Origin of the sequence: Nocardia xishanensis NBRC 101358 (assembly GCF_001613365.1) — a bacterium.
Classification (GTDB): domain Bacteria; phylum Actinomycetota; class Actinomycetes; order Mycobacteriales; family Mycobacteriaceae; genus Nocardia; species Nocardia xishanensis.
Window position 1 is genome coordinate 130097 of sequence record NZ_BDCF01000009.1, and the last position, 19395, is coordinate 149491.

At 68.4% G+C, this 19395-nt stretch carries 2 protein-coding genes (1 of these 2 running past the window's edge); both read left to right on the forward strand.

Going from position 1 to position 19395, the window contains the following annotated elements; translation table 11 throughout:
* Window positions 1-18697, forward strand: partial view of a sigma factor-like helix-turn-helix DNA-binding protein gene (locus NX1_RS10075; protein ID WP_068056974.1) — the 3' end only. 24920 nt of this gene lie to the left of the window's left edge; the window shows 18697 of its 43617 coding nt (coding positions 24921-43617); its start codon lies beyond the left edge, outside the window; it ends in the stop codon at window positions 18695-18697.
* Window positions 18697-19359 carry a hypothetical protein gene (locus tag NX1_RS10080; protein ID WP_068056976.1) on the forward strand — a complete coding sequence of 221 codons (663 nt, stop codon included), beginning with the start codon at window positions 18697-18699 and terminating at the stop codon, window positions 19357-19359. The genes NX1_RS10075 and NX1_RS10080 overlap by 1 nt, the downstream gene beginning before the upstream one ends.
* Window positions 19360-19395 lie beyond the last annotated feature (36 nt).

Sequence of the window (19395 nt, forward strand, 5' to 3'; positions counted from 1 at the left end):
CGAACAGGGTGGGCTCGGCGCGACCCAGATCGAAGGAGTGCTGAACCGGCTCGACGAGATTCGCACCAACGGACGCATCCACGGCGATCACGTCGGCGACGCCGACTCCGAAACGGACGCGGAGGACGAAACCGATTCCGATCAGGCCAGTTTCGAGCCTGTCGACCCGCGCACCCTCGGACCGGCTCACGAATCCGCCTTCACCGATACCGCACTCAGCACGCACGGACTCATCCGGGTCACGTTCGAGGGCAGCGACACCGTCTGGGTGTACAAGCCGTTCCACGGCGACGCGGACGCCGCGGGCATCCCGCCTTCGGGCCGCGCGCTGCGCGAGGTCAAGACCCACCTGCTCGACCGGCTGCTGAAGTTCCACCTCAAGCCGCCCACCTATCTGTGGGAAGGCAGCAAGGGCACGGGCATCCTCCAGGAGTACGTGCCGGGCGCGGAGAGCGGACGTGCGGTACGTGGCCACGACCGGCTGATCCGCGACATGATCGCGATCGTCGACTACATCGCGGGCAACCGCGACCGCCACGTGGGCGACATCATCACCACCCCGTCCGGTCGAGTCGCATCGACCGACGACGAAGCCACCTTCCCGGTGGACGAGAACTCCTTCGCCCAGTTCGAGACCCAGTCGATCTTCGTGGCCGACGCGCTGGGTCGAGACCTCCACCCCGACGCGATGGCGCTGGTCACCGCGGCCACCGAGGCGGACGTGCGCGCGATCCTGGACGGCCTCGAACCCGAAGCCATTCAGGGCGCGGTGGACAGGTTCAACGAGATCAAGAACAACGGCAAGATCACCGGCGACAACTGGCCGTACCGCGGCGGACTGCCGGGCCTGGTCGACAACATGGTTGGTGACGACCGTCCGCGGGCTGACCCCGACGACGGTCCGGAGGGCGGATCGCCGGTCGATCCGACCCCCGGCCCGGCCGGGCCCGATCCGCGTCCGCGGGGTGGGGGCCGCGCGATGGATGTGGACACGCCCGATACCGCGGCTATGGGTGTCGCGAACCCATCAAGCCGATTCGATCCGGGCAACGATCCGGACGGGAACAGCTCGGGGCACGAGGCGCCGAAGCAATCTTCGGCCACCACGGACCGCGCAAAGGTGGCCGAGGAACGCTGGTTCGACAGCTTCCGCAAGCGGCTGCGCGACCAATTGCACGCGGTCGCGCCGCACCTGTCGGAGAACGGTCCGGAGAGTCAGGCGTTGGCTACGGCGAGCCGTTCCGACGTACAGGCAGGGCTCGAGGGGCTGCGACGGGACCAGCGCCGGTGGTTGATCCTGCGAGTACGCGACGCGATGTCCTTCGAGGACGCATGCGCCGCCTTGAACCTGAATTCCGAGCAGGCAAGGGCGGACGCCCAGGTCACGGAGAAACGGGCGATCCGGGATCTTGCCCAGTCCATTGCCGCCGCGCTCGAGGAGCGGAACGATCCGGAATCGCGCTTGATGCGCGTCGCGCAGGAGCCGCGTAATCGGCGGACGTTGGAACGAGCGATCGCGAAACTATCCCCGGCGCAACGGCAGTTCGCCGACCTGCGGATCCTCCAATCCCGCGAATGGCGCGCGGTAGCAGCCGAGATGGGCCGGGAACCGGCACAGCTCTCGCACATCAGGAAGCGGGCCGTGGAGCGGTTGTCGGATGCGCTCACCGGCGTCCCGCGTCCGGACGCCGACCCGAACTGGGAGGCCGTCGAGGACGCGTACCACGAGCGCAACGACCAGCTCGCTCGGCACCTGGCCAGAATTCCGGTCGCTCGTCGTGCGGTGATCGAATTGGCTCTGCGGGGCAAAACGACGGAAGAGATTGCCGCCGACCTGCATCGCAGCGAGAACGCGGTGCGCAAAGCACGCAAACGAGCTGCCGACCAGCTGGCGGACCTACTGTCGGAGAGCTCGGTACCGCTGACCGTGGACGAGGCTTTGGCGGCGGTGCGAGAGGCAGATCACGCCGCACTGGAGCCGTTGCTCAGCTATCTCACCGCGAATCGACGGCACGTCATCGAGGGTGTACTGCACGGTGACACGCTCGCGGAGATCGCCGCTCGGATCGACAGCACCGAGAACGGCGTACGCCAGCAGCGCAACCACGCCGCGCGGCAACTGGCGGACTGGCTTGTCAACGGCGCACCGGAAAGCATCACCGCGGCCGATTCGGCCGTCGACGTGGCCGGCGAACGACCCGAGAGTGCGACGCCCGCGGAGCCGGACTCTGCCGACAGCAGCCCCGCGATGGCGTTGGTCAGAGACCCGGCCAACCGAGATGCCGTGCTGGCAGCCGCTGCGAAGCTGTCGCCCGCGACGAAGGAATTCGTCGAACTGCGGTTCGGACAGGGCCTGAGCATCCCTGAGATCGCCGCGCTGACCGGGCGCAAACAGGGCGCGTTGTGGACTACGCAGTACCGGGTCGTTCCGAAGCTGGCCAGAATGCTGTCCGGCGGCCCCGACCCGATACCGTCCGGAAAACCAGGCAACGCTTTGAAGCTGGTACAGGAGACCCAGCGGACGAACAAGAAAGCACTGTCCCGGGCGATGCAGGTGCTCAATGCCAACGAAAAGCGCATTGTTCGGCTGCGGATAGTTCAGGGCATGACGCGTGCCGAAGCGGCTGAGGTCATGCACCCGCTCTCCGTGAAGCGCGTCGACAGCATCTTCGGTGAAGCCGTGCGGAAATTGGCCGGCGAGTTGACCGGGCGTCCTGTGCTGACCGACCCGGAATCCGCCGCACTGGTTTCAGCCGCTCCGCGGGAGGCGCTGCGGCGCAACCTATCCGGGCTCACCGAGCTGGAGCAGCGGTTCATTACACTGCGTATCTTCGAGGGTCGCAAACACGTGGCCATCGCCGCTGCGCTCGGTAAGCCCCAGACCGCGATCCAAAATCTGCAACGTCGCGCCTATGCGCGAATGGCGACGCTGCTCGTCGGCGATCTCGGCACCGAATGGAGCACCTCGATCCATGGCGCAATACGGCAGTCGAATGTCGAAGACGGCCAGTCTGGGGCAACGCGGCGGCAGCCGGTGTCGCGGCTGGCGCCGGCCGAGGTGGAATCCTCGGCTCCGGACTCGTCCGCGCCACCACAGCATCCGGCATCGGCGGCCCAGCCGGTCACCGACGCCGACGCACTGGACCGTCCGGTACGCAAGCCGCGGAAGGGCCGCGACCCGGGGATCTTCTTCGCCTACGACCCCGAGGGCCCGCACGAGGTACAGGCGTTCCAGGCTCCAGGCCGGGAGACCAAACGCACTCTGGGCCAGGAAATGGTCCAGGTGCAGGCGGCTGTCGACGCCGACCAGGACAGAGTGCTCGAGGTCGCGCGACAAATGTCGCCCGCCTTCGCGGATTTTGTTCAGAAGCGCTTTGTCGACGGCATGTCGGTCGCGCAGATCGCCGCGGAAAGCGGGGGGAACAAGAACACCCTCAACGCAATGCAGCGTCGGAACCTCCCGCGCCTGTTGAAGCTGTTGTCCGGAGAGTCGCGCAATGCCATCGATGGTCGCTCCACCGATGTGTTGGGACAGTTGCTCCGAGCCCGACCTGATGATGTGCGCGCTGCCATGGCCGAGTTGTCGCAGACGGATCAGATGGTTGTTCACATGCGGGTGCTCGAACGGAAATCCGCCGCGGAAGTCGCTGCTGCCCTGGGCAATACATCAGGCCAGCGCACCACGCAAAGTCGCGCACTACAGCGGGCGCTCGCGCAGGTCACCGGAGATCACACGCTGAGCCCGGATGAGGTGCGCGCAGCGCTCGCGACCGCTCGTGCCGAGCAGCCTGAGAAGTACGCGGCCGACCTGGCGCGGCTGCCAGACCAAGAGCAGTGGGTTCTGCGACTTCGTGACGCGGGTCTGTCCCAGGCCGAGGTAGCGGCCGCGCTGGAGATGTCCGCGACACAGGTGCAGGGCATCGAGCGCCGCGGCAAGGCGCGCCTGGCTTGGTTGCAGTCGGACGACCCGAAGGCAGCGCTGTATCAAGGCGGGCGCCAACGCGATCCGGGCCAGGCATCGGACTTCTTGCGAGACGTCATCGATGGCACGAGCGCGCGAAGCGAACCGAGCGCACCGGCGCAGCGCACTCCCGGGCAGATCGTCCGAGATGCGCAGCAGACGCACGTTGGTCGGACCCAACTTCGGCGTCTGGCCCGTGAGCTGCCCAGTCCGAGGCAGAAGAACGTCTTCCGGTTGCGCGCGGTCCAGGGCATGTCGCACATCGAGATCGCCGCGGAGCTCGGAATCGAGGTCGCGCAGGTGCGCCGGTCCTACGAGCGGGCTGTTGGAACACTCGCCGCCTGGCTCACCGGAGCAGGCAACAGAGCGTCAGGTCCGGACCTGACGCTGGTCCGACAGGTTCAGCGCACGCATCCGATGGACCTGCAGCAGGCACTCGCCGATCTGGGGCGAGAGCTGAAGCTCAACGCAGCAGATATCGAGGTCGTTCAGCTACGTGTCGTGCAGGGACTGTCCCCGACCGAGGTGGCGGAGTCACTCGGGCCTACCGTTTCTCCGGCTGCGGTGAACATCCGGCTGGGTCGGGCGGCGCATGTGGTCGCCGAGCGACTTCGGGGTGAGGGTCTGACCTATCCGAATCCGGAGGCACACTCCTCGTTCGGCGAGTACCTGGCCGAACTCGGTCGTCTGAACAACCTCAGCCTGACAGCCAAAGCACGCATCGTCGGCATGAGTGTGCGCAGCATCGCGCTCTACGAATCCGGAAGCTCCCACGCACTCCGTGAGTTGGACCTGCTCGAGATCTATGATCGCGCGCTGCATCGCGCCGGTCCCTGGAATGCCTTCGCCGATGCGTGGGGACATGCCCTTCCCAATGGCTACAGCTATCGGATGGATCCGCGGGGAGAATCGGTCCCCGACCCGGCGGATTTCGATTCGGTGGGTGGCTGGCTGAAAGCGCTGCGGTTTTACAACCGATTGACACTGGAGGAATTCGCCGCCCGCATCGACACCGCCTACACGAGCACGAACGAGGCGCACAAACGGCTACGCCTGCGTTCGCTGCGCCAGGTTCGTGACGGCATGGGTGTTCCAGCCGACTTCCTGGAGCGGGCGGTCCTGAAGTATTACACGCGCACGGATATCCCCGTGGTCGATCAGGCCGAACACGACCTGTTCTGGAGCCTCGTCGCGACCAAACCGGGATCGGCGGAGGAAATGGCCATCCGCGAGCGGATATTCGAAAAGTACGCGTGGATCGCGCATACGATGGCAGGACGCTGGCGGCACATCGGCGAGGTCGGGGACCTGACACAACGAGCCAGCATCGCGGTCTATCGAGCAATCGTGAACTTTGCGCCGGGCGGAGGTCGCTTCTCCACCCACGCCTGGGCCAGCGCTCGCGGCGCTATGCTCGACGCCTACTTCGAGCAGAAGTTCCCGAACGTCGACCAATCCACTCGCAAGTTGCTCATCGCGGTCGACACACACATCGCACGGCGGCTTCAGGCGGACGGGCGCGAACCGGATGACGCCGCTGTCGCGGAAGCGCTGAATCTCGATCCGGCCAAGGTCGCCGAAGCCCGAGTTCTGCTGGCGCAGCGGTCGACGATTTCGCTCGATGACACCCCTCCGGGTGAGCGTCGGCTCGAGATCGCGGAGAACGAGGCGGCGTTCACCGACGTGGAGTTCGAACAGACGGTGCGCCGGGCGGTCGCGGATCTCCCGGATCCGGAACTGGCACTGAATGTTGTGCGCCTGCATTTCCTGGGCGGGCTCGATATCGACGAGGTGAGTGCCCAGCTCGGTGTCTCCCGCGAGATCATCGAGGACAATGCGGCACAATCTGGTGCTCTGCTGCGGGAAGCGTTCGCGGACAGCGAGTTCGCGCCTGACTCGGCCCGCAGTACGCCGCGTGCGGCGACCGAAAGCCGGGTTTCGGAGCCGCCTCGCCCTGCGGCCATGGGCGTGCCGCGCGGTGCGGCCGACCCGACGATCGCCGACGGCGAGCACGGCTTCGCAGAGCCGGAAAGCACAGCCCCACCGATCGTTTCGGACCAGCGCGCCGAGCCGGAAACCCAGCAACGGTGTGCGGATGACGCCGTCGACACGGTGATCTCGGAAACGAACAGCACGGTCGCGCAGTCGTTCACCGATCAGCCTGGCCTCGGCGGGCGGACCGGCACACAGCTGGAGGAGCGGACGAAGGGGCGGTTGCAGCCGTTCGGCAGCCGGAACGAGGTGGCCGCGCGCCTTGCGGATCCGGGCGATCCGCTGTCGATCGCGATCCTGGTCGATCACTATGCCGCCGCGGACGCGAACGGTATCGGGGCGCACGCCTACGTCATGGCCAACCGTGGCGGCCGGATCATGGTGCGGGACCTGAACGACAACAACGGCGCGTGGCGGCCGTTCGCACGGGACGAGGCCGGTGCCGACGCGGTGGCGATGTCGGGCATCGCCTTCGACCGGGAAGGCAATCCGTTGCGCCCCACCAGCGAATTCCCCGCCGACCCGGCCGCGCATCCGGAGTTCGCGATCGGCGCCACCGATCCGGACTCGAACGGGGACCGCGCGCCACCCACTCGAGTCCACACCGCTGATGACCTTGCGCTCGTGCTCGCCGATCTGACCGGATCGGCCGCTGGGCTGGGTGAAGCGCAGATGGAGACGGTGGGCGCGCTGCTGCGCGGAGTGCTCGGCAACGGCGAGGGTCGAGTGCGGGTTCAGGTCTCGGGTGATCCAGTGCCTACACGCCTGCGGGTGGAGATCACCCCCGCGAGTGGCGCCGCTGTCGTGGTAGTCACGGTCACCGGTGTGGGCAGCAGCCCTGCGATCGGGCTGGAAATGCCAGTGCGACAGGAGAATCCGGCGGACGTCGAGCTTGCCGGCCGGTTGACGCCGCTGCTGATGCACGGCTGGCGGGTGTCCGACGACGTGGTCTCCTCGGGCAGGCTGGCCGAGGAACTGGCCCGCAACGTGCGGGTGCACACCGATGGTGACGGCACCCTCGAGGTACGGGTGTCCGGTGCCGCAGGTAACCGTCTGATCAGTGTCGAGATGACCGACGACAGTGCACAACTCCCGGTCGAACCGATGGGCGACGAGATCACCGGTGTGGCGCTGCTGAAATCGCTGGCGCACCGGGCCGGGTGGCATCTGGTCGAGGACGCCGACACCACGCCCGACCCGGGGAACGTCAAAACCGTATGGTTCGAGTTCGACGAGAACCCGCCCATGCCAGTGGATCCCGATCCAGTGGCCGAGCCCGAACGCGCGCCGGAACCGCTGGCTGGACCGGTACCGAGCCGCGACGAATACGAGGTCGCGCGGCCGGACGATGACGACGCCTACCGGCCGCAGACGGCGAGCGAAACGGACTACCGCATCATTCGCTTGGGTGCCGACGGGCTGTTCCGCTGGGGTCCGGACAACGCGCTGTACAACACGATCGACCCGGACGGCGACTTCTTCATCATGGGTGCCGACGGCGAGTTCCGGACTTCAGCCGGCGCCGACCACGCCGCGCTGTACAGCACCTACAGCGATATCGACGAGGGACCGGCCGCGTTCGGCAGCTGGAAGATCGTGGAGGGCAGGGTCGTCCACGTCCAGTCGTTCAGCACGACCTTCCAGCAGGCGAGCGCGGATCCGAGGTTCGCCGCGAACCTGAAGTTCGAATTGGCTCGCCACAATGTGAATCTCGGCGCCGCCCCGTTCGCCGGGGACCTCACTGCCCCCAGCCTAAGGGTCGACGGCACCCCGACCATCTCGGTCGGCGATCTGCTCGACAGCAACGGCGCGCAGCCATTCCAGTTGGCCGGCGCCGGAACCCATTTCGCGGTGCGGGTCGAGAGCGTGGACATGCAGCACTTGGAGACCGCCGATGGGCCGGTCGACACGCTGTCGGTGACGATGGCGCTCGACCTCGCACGCGGTGGCTCGGGCCGGGTCACGCTGGAATTCACCCGTGACGCGAACGGCACCACGATGCGGTACCGGGACCTCGATCTGGGTTACGCAGGCGTCGACACCAAGGATCCGGCCTTCCAGCCGGGTTCGGACCCGATCCGGCTCGCCGACGCGTTCGTCGAAATGCACGAATCGGTGATCCTGCCGTGGCTCGCCCAGTCCGGTGCGGTGTTCGAGGGGCATCCCGGTCACTATGCGGAAACGACCGTGGGCGAAGAGGTTACGGATACCGAACGCCCCGATGACCTCTACGAGCACGACCACGCCAAGAGCGAGCGCGTCCGTCCTGCCGGAATCGCGCGTCGCTGGCTGCGGGATCAGCTCGCGTCCATCGGCTGGAGCGCTGACGCACCCGTGCACCTCCAAATGGTATGGCTGGCGACCAGCGAGGCGGTCGCGAACTCCCTGGAGCACAGCACCGGCCCGGTCCAGGTCACACTGCGCGTGCTGCCCGGTACCGGTCAGCTCGTGGTGCACAGCATCGACAATGTCGCGAGCCACCCGCCGAGCGGCCCGATCCGCGAGAACGCCAACCTGATGGAGGAGCGGGTGGCGGCGGCGGAGGAGCGCCGCCTGGCGGAGGAGGCCGCCGCGAAGCAGGCCGCCGAACCGGAGCTGTTGCAGGGTGATGACCTTGACGCGTTCTTGGATGGTGTGGACGAGGACGCCATTGCGAATCTGGATTTGGCGGCGCTGGCGGCCGCGGATGCCGATGGCGATGTGAAGCCGGAGCTGTTGCAGGGTGATGACCTTGACGCGTTCTTGGATGGTGTGGACGAGGACGCCATTGCGAATCTGGATTTGGCGGCGCTGGCGGCCCCGGATGCCGATGGCGATGTGAAGCCGGAGCTGTTGCAGGGTGATGATCTCGACGCGTTCTTGGATGGTTTCGATGAGGACGCCATCGCGAATCTGGATCTGGACGCGCTGGCCGCCGCCGAAGCCGGCGACAACGAAGCACCGGCGGCGCCCGAGCGGACCGAAGCCGAGAAGCAGGACGCCGCGGCATACGACGAGCGCGGTCGCGGAATCCAGATCCTGCACACGCAGACCGACGCCTGGGACTACGCGCCGCTCGCGAACGGCCGCGGCAAGTCGATCTGGTTCATCCGCTCGATGGCCGACAGCGACCCGGATCCCGGCACCGACCCCGATCCCGGAACCGACCCGGCCGGACCGACCGATCCCACTGCGCCGCGGGGTGATACGTCCGCGCCACCGGAAACGGGCGATGCCACTCCCGAACCTGGCACTGGCGGCGGCTCCGGCTCGGCGACCCCGGACGGCATGCACCGCGACGAATTCGAACAGAAGGTCCGCGAGACGGACCTCTCCTCGCCGGAGGCGGTGGCCGAGGCGCTGTACGAGCGGGTCGGGCGGGACGCGGTCACCGACGCCTACGAGACCGGCCCGGTGGATCCGGCACCCGTCGCGGGTGTGCTCGTCGACGGGGAATCCGTGGGCTCGCTCGTCGGTCAGCTGCTGCCCGAGCTGTCCACCTACGAGATCGTCGGCGACGATCCGACCGCGACCCTGCTGCCGGGGGAAGCCGCCGTCCTCCTGAAGGAGACGTCGCGGCCGTCCTGGGTGCGGGAGAAGGCGAATACGCGCACCGCCGCCCGGCGTGCGCTGGCGGAGCGCGGCCACGGGGAGGTCGAGATTCCGCGGGGCCCGTTGGGCGAACCGGTGTTCCCGGAGGGGCTCGTGGGCAGCCTCACCAACAAGATGATCGACCGGGCCACCCAGCTCAACTACTACGCCGCGGTGGTGGCCGACGCCGAACAGTTCCGGGCAGTCGGCATCGACGCCGAAGACAACCGGTCCGTCCGGCACATGATGTACGGCACGGGCCGGGTCGAGGAATTGCTCTGGGTGCAGGAGCAATTGGACTGTCTGCCGGACAGCGGTGTGGCCTGGGACAAGGTGCTGTTCTCGGTCAAGGAGAGCATCTTCAAGGCCTGGTACACCGCGACCGGTGACCGGAGTCTGCGCCTGAACCACGTCTTCCAGGGCTCACTGGTCACTTTCGACATCGAGGCCGGTACGTTCCACGTGCAGCTGATGGTGGAGGCCACCGGTAGAGACGGCCTGCCGCTGACCGAGATGCACGGTCGATTCGTGGTGCGCGGCAACGCGATTCTCACCGCGGCGCTGGTGCCCAACACCGCCGAAGCCACGCTCGAACCCGTGACCGCCGAGCCCGCGGTCGATCCGAGCCGCGCCCGCGCCGCCTATGCCGAGGCCGCCTACGCACTCAAGTGGCTGCTCATGGCACGCGGTTACAACGCGCACGGCATTGTCGAGCTCGCGCCGCCGCTGGGCGCCAACCAGATCGTCGCCACGACGCTGACCGACTGGGGACAGACCCATCCTCAGGCCCTCGCGGCGGACGCGGAACTGCGCACCCTGTGGCGGGCCTTCCAGCTGATGTTGCCCCAGGGCGAGCACGCGCAGATCCTGATGCCCGTCCGGGTACCGAACCAGGGCGACCACGCGGGTGTCCTGGAGCTGACCCTGCACGAACACCTGCTGTGGGACGCGCACGGCGCACCGTTCGACCAGGCGGCCGATGCCGACCGACTCGCCGAAATCGTTGCCCCGCAACGCCTGCGAGCCCTCGCCGCCCTGATGCCGAACCCCGAGTCGGCCCGCGTCCTGCACGCTGTCGCCGAGGTGCTCACCAACCACCCCGCCGCGGCCGACGCACCCACCACCCTCGCCCCGGTAGCCGACCACACCGTCCACTACGACGAGAAACTCGCCACGGGCACCGGCAAGGTGGCTCCGATCAGCCTGGACCTGTCCGGCGCCACGACCGCACCGCACCGCACGGGCGACAGCGCTGTGGATTGGGATGCCGCGCACACGGCCGGGATCGGTGGTGCGATCGGTGCCACTGCTGCGTCGAAGCTCGCGGGTTCGGCGACGACTGCGGCTGTTGATTGGGATGCCACGCATAGTGCCGGTGTTGGTGGTGCGATCGGTGCTACTGCCGCGCCGAATCTCGCGGGTGCGGACATCACGCAGGCCGCCAAGGGGCTTCGCGGCTGGGACGGCGCCGCGCACGATCCGCGTCTGTCCGGGCTGCCGGTCCGGAACCCGGCGGCTGCGGCCGCCGGGCAGATCGGCGATAGTGCGCACGGGTTCAGTGAACCGGATGTCGTTGCAACGCAGCCGGTTCCCTCCGAAGTGGACACCGCGACGCTGCCGGTCGCCGACTGCGTCGACCGGTCGCTCGGCCGAGTTGTCGCGGATCAGGGTGATGTCGCGGGGCTGCCGGATCCGGAAACCCGGAGTCCGTTCGGGCGGCGCTGGCTGGACGTGCAGGGGCTGCTTCGTGGCGCTCGGCCGGAAGGGTTCGATACCGCCGGGGCGCACGAAGCGCACGCGAACCTGGTCGAGGGCCTGATCCACCAGGCGGGGCCGGGGGCGATGGCCTTGGTGCTCGACCAGCGCCACACCGCCGACCAGCAGACCGGAATCGGTGCGCACGCCTACACGGTGAAATATCTGGGCGACAACGTTTTCGAGGTCGACGGACAGCGCGTCACCTACGAGGGAAGCCCGGACGCCGATGGCCTGGCCTGGTTCCGGACCGCCGCGGGCGACCTTGTTTCGCTGGCCGAGCTGACCGGTAGCTCCCGCGCGGAGACCGCCGGCACGCAGGCCGTCGTGTGGCGCGACGGCCAGGTCGTCCAGAATGTCGGCGACCGCACCGCCCCGCTGCCGGACGGCGATCTGCGAATCGGCAAGAGCCCATCGGATCAGGGGCCTGCGCAACCGGATCCGGACGACCCGTTCGCGGATGAGCCGCGGACCACGCGGGTGCAGCTCCGGTCGCAACCGCCGGACCCGTTGCTGGGACCGCCGGTCGCCGGTCAACCCGACGGCACCACCCACCCGGTGTGGGAGTTGTTGTTCCGCACCGCCATCGGCCAGGAAGCCATGGCGGTCCTGCACAACGCCGAGGCCCACGTGCAGTTCGGCGACCGGGATCATTTCCACGGCCGGGTCCGCGCGATCACGATCGGCACCACCGGACGCGGTTTGATCGCAGTGGCCGAGGAGGTGCTCGCGCACGCGGCGCGGATGCAAGCTGTCGCCGCCGACGCGGTGGAGACCGAGCCGATGCTGATCCGCGATATGGATCGGGACGCGTTCGTGCGGCCGTGGCTGCGCGCGGAAGCCACGGCGATCGCCTGGCAGGCCGAGTTCGATTTGCAGATCCAGGAAGCCGGTTTCGCCCGGACCGATCTGTCCGGCGCCGACCCGGCCGATCTGGCGTTCCGGCGTGGCCTGTTCGCCCGTTACCTCGCCGCCTACGCGGAGGCTCCGGTTGCCCCGGGCACCGACGACGCGCTGGCGAGCCGGGTGCGGCGGGTGGCCGGAGTCGACGCCCTGCTGGAGAGCGCGGAGTTCAGGGCAACGGATCTGCGCGAAACCCTCGAGGGGCAGTGGCAGAGCAGGCAGGGCATGAGCCGCGGCCTCGACCTGTCGGTGGAGCAGGTGCGGGCCCGGCAGCGTCTGATGCGCGAAGGTGCGGCGGTGCAGCGGGAGATCGAGGCTCTCGAGACCGCCTTGGATCGGGTCCAGAGCCAGATGAGCGCGATGACGCCCGCCCGCGTCGACGCGATGCCCGACACCACCGACCGGGTGGCGCGGCTGCGCTCCGTGCTCGACGCCATGTACGACCACTTCCGGGGCGCCGAGATCTACATGTGGGCCGCGCATTCCCGGCAGCAGGTTGGTGCTCTGGTCGAACTCACCGAGCTGTGGCAGCGGGCGCGGGCGCGTTACGCGGGGATCGAGAACGGGATAGCCGCCATCAACGGACGCCCGGACAACCGGGTCGAGGTTCCGGCGGACGACCTGGATATCGCCCATCGGTCGATGCTGCCGTCGCTGGATCAGACGGCGAACAGCGAAATGAGCATCGTCCGGGCCGAATTGCAGGCAACGGAGACCGGCCGGTGGGCAATGCGGACGCTGGAGCGCCTGAATGTCCGGATCCGGTTCGGTTTCGAGTCGACCGGATCGACCGGATCGTCCATGAATCGCGAGAACTTGGCGCGCGAAGCGGGCTATGACGCCACCACCAATACTCTCGTGCTGCCCTTCGGCCGCGGGGCGATATCCAACGGTGACCAGTTGGTAATCGCCGCCTACCTGGCGGATGCGGCGCGTTCGGCCGGCGGTGACCCACTGGTTCTGCTGACCGAGAGCCGCGACGACTATGTGGCGGCGATGCAAGATCTGCGCGCCGAAGCCGAAGCCCGCCGTTTCCAGCACCGGCGCGAGTTGAGCGGGTACGGGCGCTACACCAGTAGTCCACTGGCGCAAGCCTTCAACGCCGCCTACGACCGAGCCGAGAATGTGCTGCGCAACGTCTACACGGTGGAGTCGGACTACTCGAATCTCCGCGACGACAGCCAGGTGCCGAGAGCGGCGACGCGCGCGGTGGCCTACCGGTTCGCGGCCCGCACGATCCGTGAGCAGCTGGCCGCGAACGGCCCGATGATCGACGGCATCGATCTGACGGAATACTTCGGCTCGGAATGGGACCGCGCACACGGCATTCCGTCCGTCGCGGCTGCCTCCGAGGCTGTCGCGGAGCGCGAAGCTGCCGCGGAGCTCACGGACGCCCAGCTGGACAAGCAGGCCGCCCGCTTCGTCGAGGCTGTCGAAGAGCTGATGCGGCAGCGCGCCGAGGGCGTGTTCGTACCGCGCGGTCCTGCCGAGCAGGTGTATCTGGCCGCCGAGGACACCACCGCGCGGCGACTCGCGGCGATGAAGGCGTATTTGGTCGAAACCGGTCTGGCGGATGCGCAGATCGCGTTGGACCTGGCCCGCTTCGCCAGCGAGGACCTGAACCGACGGCTGCCGTGGGATACCGAGGAGACTCCGGGCACACACCTCACGCTCGACGCACTGGATGCCGCGATCGAAGCGGCCATCGCCGTCGAGCTGGAGACGGCCGCGCAGGGGATCGACGCCGCGGTCTTCGGCCGGGAAATGGCTCGCGTGCTGGCCGAAAACCCCGGCGCGCAAAGGGCAGTGGACGCGGGCCCGCTCGCGGACCGGCTCGCGCTGCTCCCGCCGCATCCGGGCAGTGACAAGGCGCGCCTGCTGGTCCTCGCTGAACCAGGGGAGCACGTCGACCTGCTGCGCGACCTGGAGCTGGAGCACCCGGACTGGGATGGCGTGCTATGGCGGGGCTCGCACGAGCTCGAATACCTGTCGGTCAGCCTCGGACCCGACGGCGAGGTCGTGGTGGCGGAGATGCTGCCGAACGAGGCCGAAGGCATGTTCCGCGCGCCGGGGTACGACGAGGTCGCGCCGCAGATGTTGAATCGCTATCTGCGTTACCGGCTGCGGGCCGAGCTGGATCCGTCGTTCACCTTCGATCTCTCCATCCAGCAGTGGCTCGAGCTGCTCGGGCCCGAGGCCTACGTCGTCGCCCGTGACGACGGAACCGGCACGCTGGCACACGGCTACGAGCACGTGGGTTTCCGTATGGTGCAAGCGGATCCGTCGATCACCGAACCGCATCCGGCCGCGGTCGCCCACCAGCTGGTCACTCGACAGATTCCGCTCCCGATCCGCGATCACAGCGAATCCGCCCGTCCCGCGGGCAAGGTTGTCGAGAAGGTGCTGCCGATCCCGGCCGCGCACTTCGAGGTCCGGCTGCAAGCCGATGGCGCGGGCGGCTGGCGGGTCGCGCCGCCGACCCATTCCGGTCATCCGGCGGATGTGCTGTCCCTGTGGTTCCAGGGCTTGCCCGGGACCAGCCCGCTACAGCTCACCGAGTACCTCGCCCAGTTGCTCCAGGATGGGTCGGCCCGGATCGCGCCGCTGGTCCCGCCGTCGCTGATCGCCGCGCGCACTCCTTCGCCTGCGTCGGCCGTGGACAACACGGTCGAGTCCGGGGCAGCCGTAGAGCCGCGGTCCCAGACCGACAGCCGCGCAACGCAATCCGAGGACGCGGCGCCGAAGAAGGGCCTGCTGCGGCGTTTCACCGATCGTGTTCTCGGGCGGGAGTCGAGCGGCCCAGGCAGCCGGCCGCCGTCGGCGCAGCCATTGGATAGCGGGCCCCGTACGGCCTCGGACAGCGTCGACGGCGGCTCGGCGTTCACCAGTCCGCAACCGGTTGCGCCACAACCGGGGCCGGAAGCCGTGGCCGAGGATTGCGTCCGCCAGACCATGCGCACCGCCGACGAGGCCGGGCTCGATGTCACCGTCCCCGCCGAGTCGAAGCTGTCCGGCCGGACACCGCTCGAGGTGGAGGAGAACTACGCGCACGGCCGGATGCGGCAGATCGATTCCAGGGACGCGGCCGCCGCCCGGCTGACCGACTCCGACGATCCGGCGACCGCGATGCTGCTGGTCGAGGAGTACTCGATCGGCGACATGGAGGTCGCGCACCTGTCCATGATGCGGCTGGACCACGGCAAGGTCATGGTCAGCGATCCCAATGTCGACAACGGCGCGTGGCACGAGTACGTGCCAGGCACCGTGACACCCGGCTCTCGCAAGCTCTCCGCAATCGCATACGGCGCCGGTGGAAAAGCGCTGCTGCCGAGCGCCGAGCACGCCGCCGACCAGGCGGCCCACCCGGATCAGCTGATCACCCACACCGACCTCACCGCCAGGGAAACCGAAGTGCTGGAGCTGGTGGCCGAGGGCCTGACCAACAAGCAGATCGCGCAGCGGCTGTCGATGGCCGACGCCACCGTGCACACCCACCTGACCGGCATAGCCAACAAGCTCGGCACCGGCGATCGGGCCGCGCTGGCGGCCATCGGCGTGCGCCGAGGCCTGGTGCCGTTCTCCGAGCCGGATGTCGCCGCGAAGATCGAAGGCGGGCTGGGGCCGGACGCGCTGGATGCCATCCAGCTCGAGGTGCTGGCGCTGGCCGCCGACGGCTGGTCGAACAAAGAGATCGGGCTGGCTCTGGACGCCACTGAGTCCGTGGTGAAGAACCACCTGGTCCGGATCGGCCGCATTCTGGGTATCAACAGCCGGGCGGGCATGGTGGCGACGGCGTTGCGGGCGGACATCCTGCCGATGGATGCCGATGTCGCCCTCCGGCCGTCGTCCGGTGCAGGGCACGGCGGTTTGAGTCCCCGCGAAACCGAGGTGCGCACCCGGCGCCTCGCCGGTCGGTCGAACGCCGAAATCGCGGCGGAGCTGGGGATTTCCGAGCACACCGTGGCCACCTATGTGGCCAGGATCGCACACAAGCTCGGCATCGACCCGGCCGCGGAGCTGGTGGCGAGCGCCGAGACGATCACCGCGATTCCCACCCCGGCCACGCCCCCGGCGCCGCACGCGCCAACCATGATCGACACCAGCGTCGCCCCCGCCGAGCAGTTCGACCAGGCGCAAACCATGCCCGGTGTCGGGCTGCCGGGCACCGTCGAGCCCGGAACCTCTACTCAGCAGGCATCCGGCCCGTCCACCGAGTCGAGCGAATCGAGTCTCGGCGGCTCGAATCCGGCGCCGCCGACTCAGATCCTGCCCAACGCGCCGAGTACCGAGGGCCCGGAATATCTCGGTGCGGACCCGTCGTTGCCCGCAGCGGTCGTGCCGGGCCGGGGGGTCGAGGGACCGGAGTACCTCGGTGCGGACCCGTCGTTGCCGGCAGCGGTCGTGCCGAGCGGGGAGCTCGAGGGACCGGAGTATCTCGAGCCCGAACCGGACACCGAAAGGCCGGAGTACCTGGAGCCGTCGCAACCGCAGACGGCCGTCCTACCAGACGGCTTCGGCGAAATCATCGACGGCGTAGGCAGCTTCGACGGCAACGGTCGCACCGCCGACGACGGCGTGCTGACCACCAAGGTGGCCAGGCAAGCGGTGCAGAACATGCTCCGCGCGATCACGCCCCCCGAGACCGACTGGCATCGCGACGGCCACTTCATGCTGCCCGACGGCCGCACCGTTCACGTGCAGGTCGACACCGCCATCGGCGACGAGGTCGGAAGCTTCCAGCTGCGTCCCGACGGTGCCGCGTTCGACATCATCCTGTCCGACCGATTGCGCACCCGGGACGTGCCCCGTGCCGTCGCGCACATGCTCACCCGGATCCGGCAGCTGACAGACCCCGAATTCCAGCACCCCGGTCCGCGCTTCGCGGAATTGAAAGTGCTCGCCACACAGCTCGATCAGTCGATCTTCGACCCCGCCCGTAGCAAGCTGACCCCCGAGATCCGGGCGGACTTCGACGACCTGATCGCGCACCTGGGCATGGACGTGGACCCGGTCGGTCCGGCGGCGGAAGCGCTGGCCGCCCACGATCCGGAGCTCTCGCGCCGGATCGGGCTGGAATACGGGGGCGCCGTCGCCCATCGGCCCGTCTTCGGGAAGACACTGACCGACCCGGCGTTCCAGCAGGCCGCGCTCACCCACCTCGGCCAGCTGTCCCGCTTCCTGACCGGCGAGCACGCGTCCGAAGTACTGATGGCAGAAGGTCTTTCGCTCAATGCCCGGATGCGCGAGGAGCAGTGCCGCCGCCTGTTCGAACCGATCTTCGCCAACCGTGACGTCAGCGCCATCCGCAAACAGCTCGAGGCGGCGGAACTGTTCAGCGCCGACGACCTGGTCGCCGCCCTGGCTCCGATCAAACGCGCCTTCAACGATCCGATGCCCCCGGAGTGGCGGCGGTCCGCGCTGGAGGCCGCGATCACCGAGGTGCAGAACACCCCGGGCCACATGCAGCAGATCAACCAGTTCATCGATTTCGAACGGATGCGGCAGGCGGCCCGCGCCTATACCCAGATGCCCGACCGGGTCGGCGGCCTGCTCGATCGGTCCACCGGTCAGGTGTACTTCCCAACCACCGCTACCCAGCCGGGCGGGCAGACCATGACCATGCTCGAGTTCTTCCACGCGATGGACCGGGCCAACCGCGGCGCCGAAATGGCCGGCCTCGACGTCGAATACGTCGTGGTGATCCATGACGAGGCCAACGGCCGCTCCTCGGCCGACGTGCTCTCGCGTCCGCGCGCGCAGTATCGACTGCCCGCTCAGCAGAGCCATCCCGTGCGGTTCGTGCCGCGTCCGTCGGTGCCCGCGGCGGTCGAGGGCGGCCACACCGTGGACGTGGGTGTCGGTCGCGGAGGGTTCGCGGTCGAATTGACGCCGGCGCAGGACACCGCCGGTCGCGGCCTCATCCTGCAAACCGAACTGCCCATGGATTACGCCGACGCCGGCCAGCGCCGCCGCAACCTCGGCATCCTCGACGCCGGTCCGCTGACCCGCCCCGGTTCGCTCATGGTGTGGGCCGACTTCCTGCTGCACGGCGCGGTGCTCAATGTCGGCGGCAACGGTGGCGTGGCGCGCTACTACATCAACAATGTCAGCGCCCACTACGGCGACACCGACTACGACACCCTGGCCCGGCAATTGCCGCACACTCTGGTGCCCGGCGCGCACATCGAGATCCAGTGGGATATGAAGTCGGAACTGGTGGAGGGTGGCGAACCCGGCGACCGCGGGCATATCCAGGGCGACAAGCTCATGCTCGCCATCAGCCGTGTGCTGCCGCCCTCGCTCGCGGCCGCCTTCGAGGTGATCGAGCACACCGAGTTCGAGGGGGACGGCAGCGACGAATACCTGTTCACCATCGACACCGGCGCCAGCAATGTGCTCAACCAGGACGCCATGGCCAGATACTCGCCGCCGCAGCCCACCGACCGTATGGTGATCGTGTATAAGCCCGCCGGTTACCGTCCGGCAACGGCTGATCTCGAAGGTGGTGCGCGGTAATGGCGGAGATCGAGGGCGTGCGCGAGTGGCTGAACCGCTCCGCCGAGTTCCTCCGCGACCAGATGCGCTGGTTCGCCGCCCAGCTCGTGCCCGGGTCGGCGCCGTACGTGGTCATCCCGAAGCATCCCAGCCAGGTGGACTGGGCCGATCCGCCCCGCCACCGATTCGAGGCCCTCGCCAACCTGTCCGGCCCGCCGGATCCGTCCCGCGCCGACCGCGCGGCTCAGGTGCTGCACACCGCAGGCTGGGCCGTCCAGGTGCATCGTGATCCGCAGGCGCCGACGGTTGTCGTCGTCCGCGGCGATCGCGAGGGCTACTGTCTGCAAGCCCGCATCGAGGACGGCTACGGCGGCATCGTCCTGCTCGGCGAAACACCCGACATTCAGCTCCACCAACCGGATCCGCCTGCCGCCCGCCCCGCCCCGGCCGTCACCCCGGACACCGTCAGCGAGGGCGCCGTCCTCTGCTACGAATGCGACGGCCAGGGCCTGTGCCCCACCTGCCACGGCACCGGCTGGACCAAGGCGCCCACAGCCACCGGCCGCCACCGTTGCCGCACCTGTCAGGGGTCACGGGTGTGCCCGATCTGCGGGGGAGCGGGCGAACTCCGCATCACCGAGTTGTCCGACGACGACCGCATCCACTACCCGCATATTTCCTAACCGTTTCTTAGGACTTTCCTTGGCGGCCACCATGTT

Coding starts and splice junctions, on each gene's coding strand:
- NX1_RS10080 (WP_068056976.1), top strand. CDS start 18,697: ATGGCGGAGATCGAGGGCGTGCGCGAGTGGCTGAACCGCTCCGCCGAG.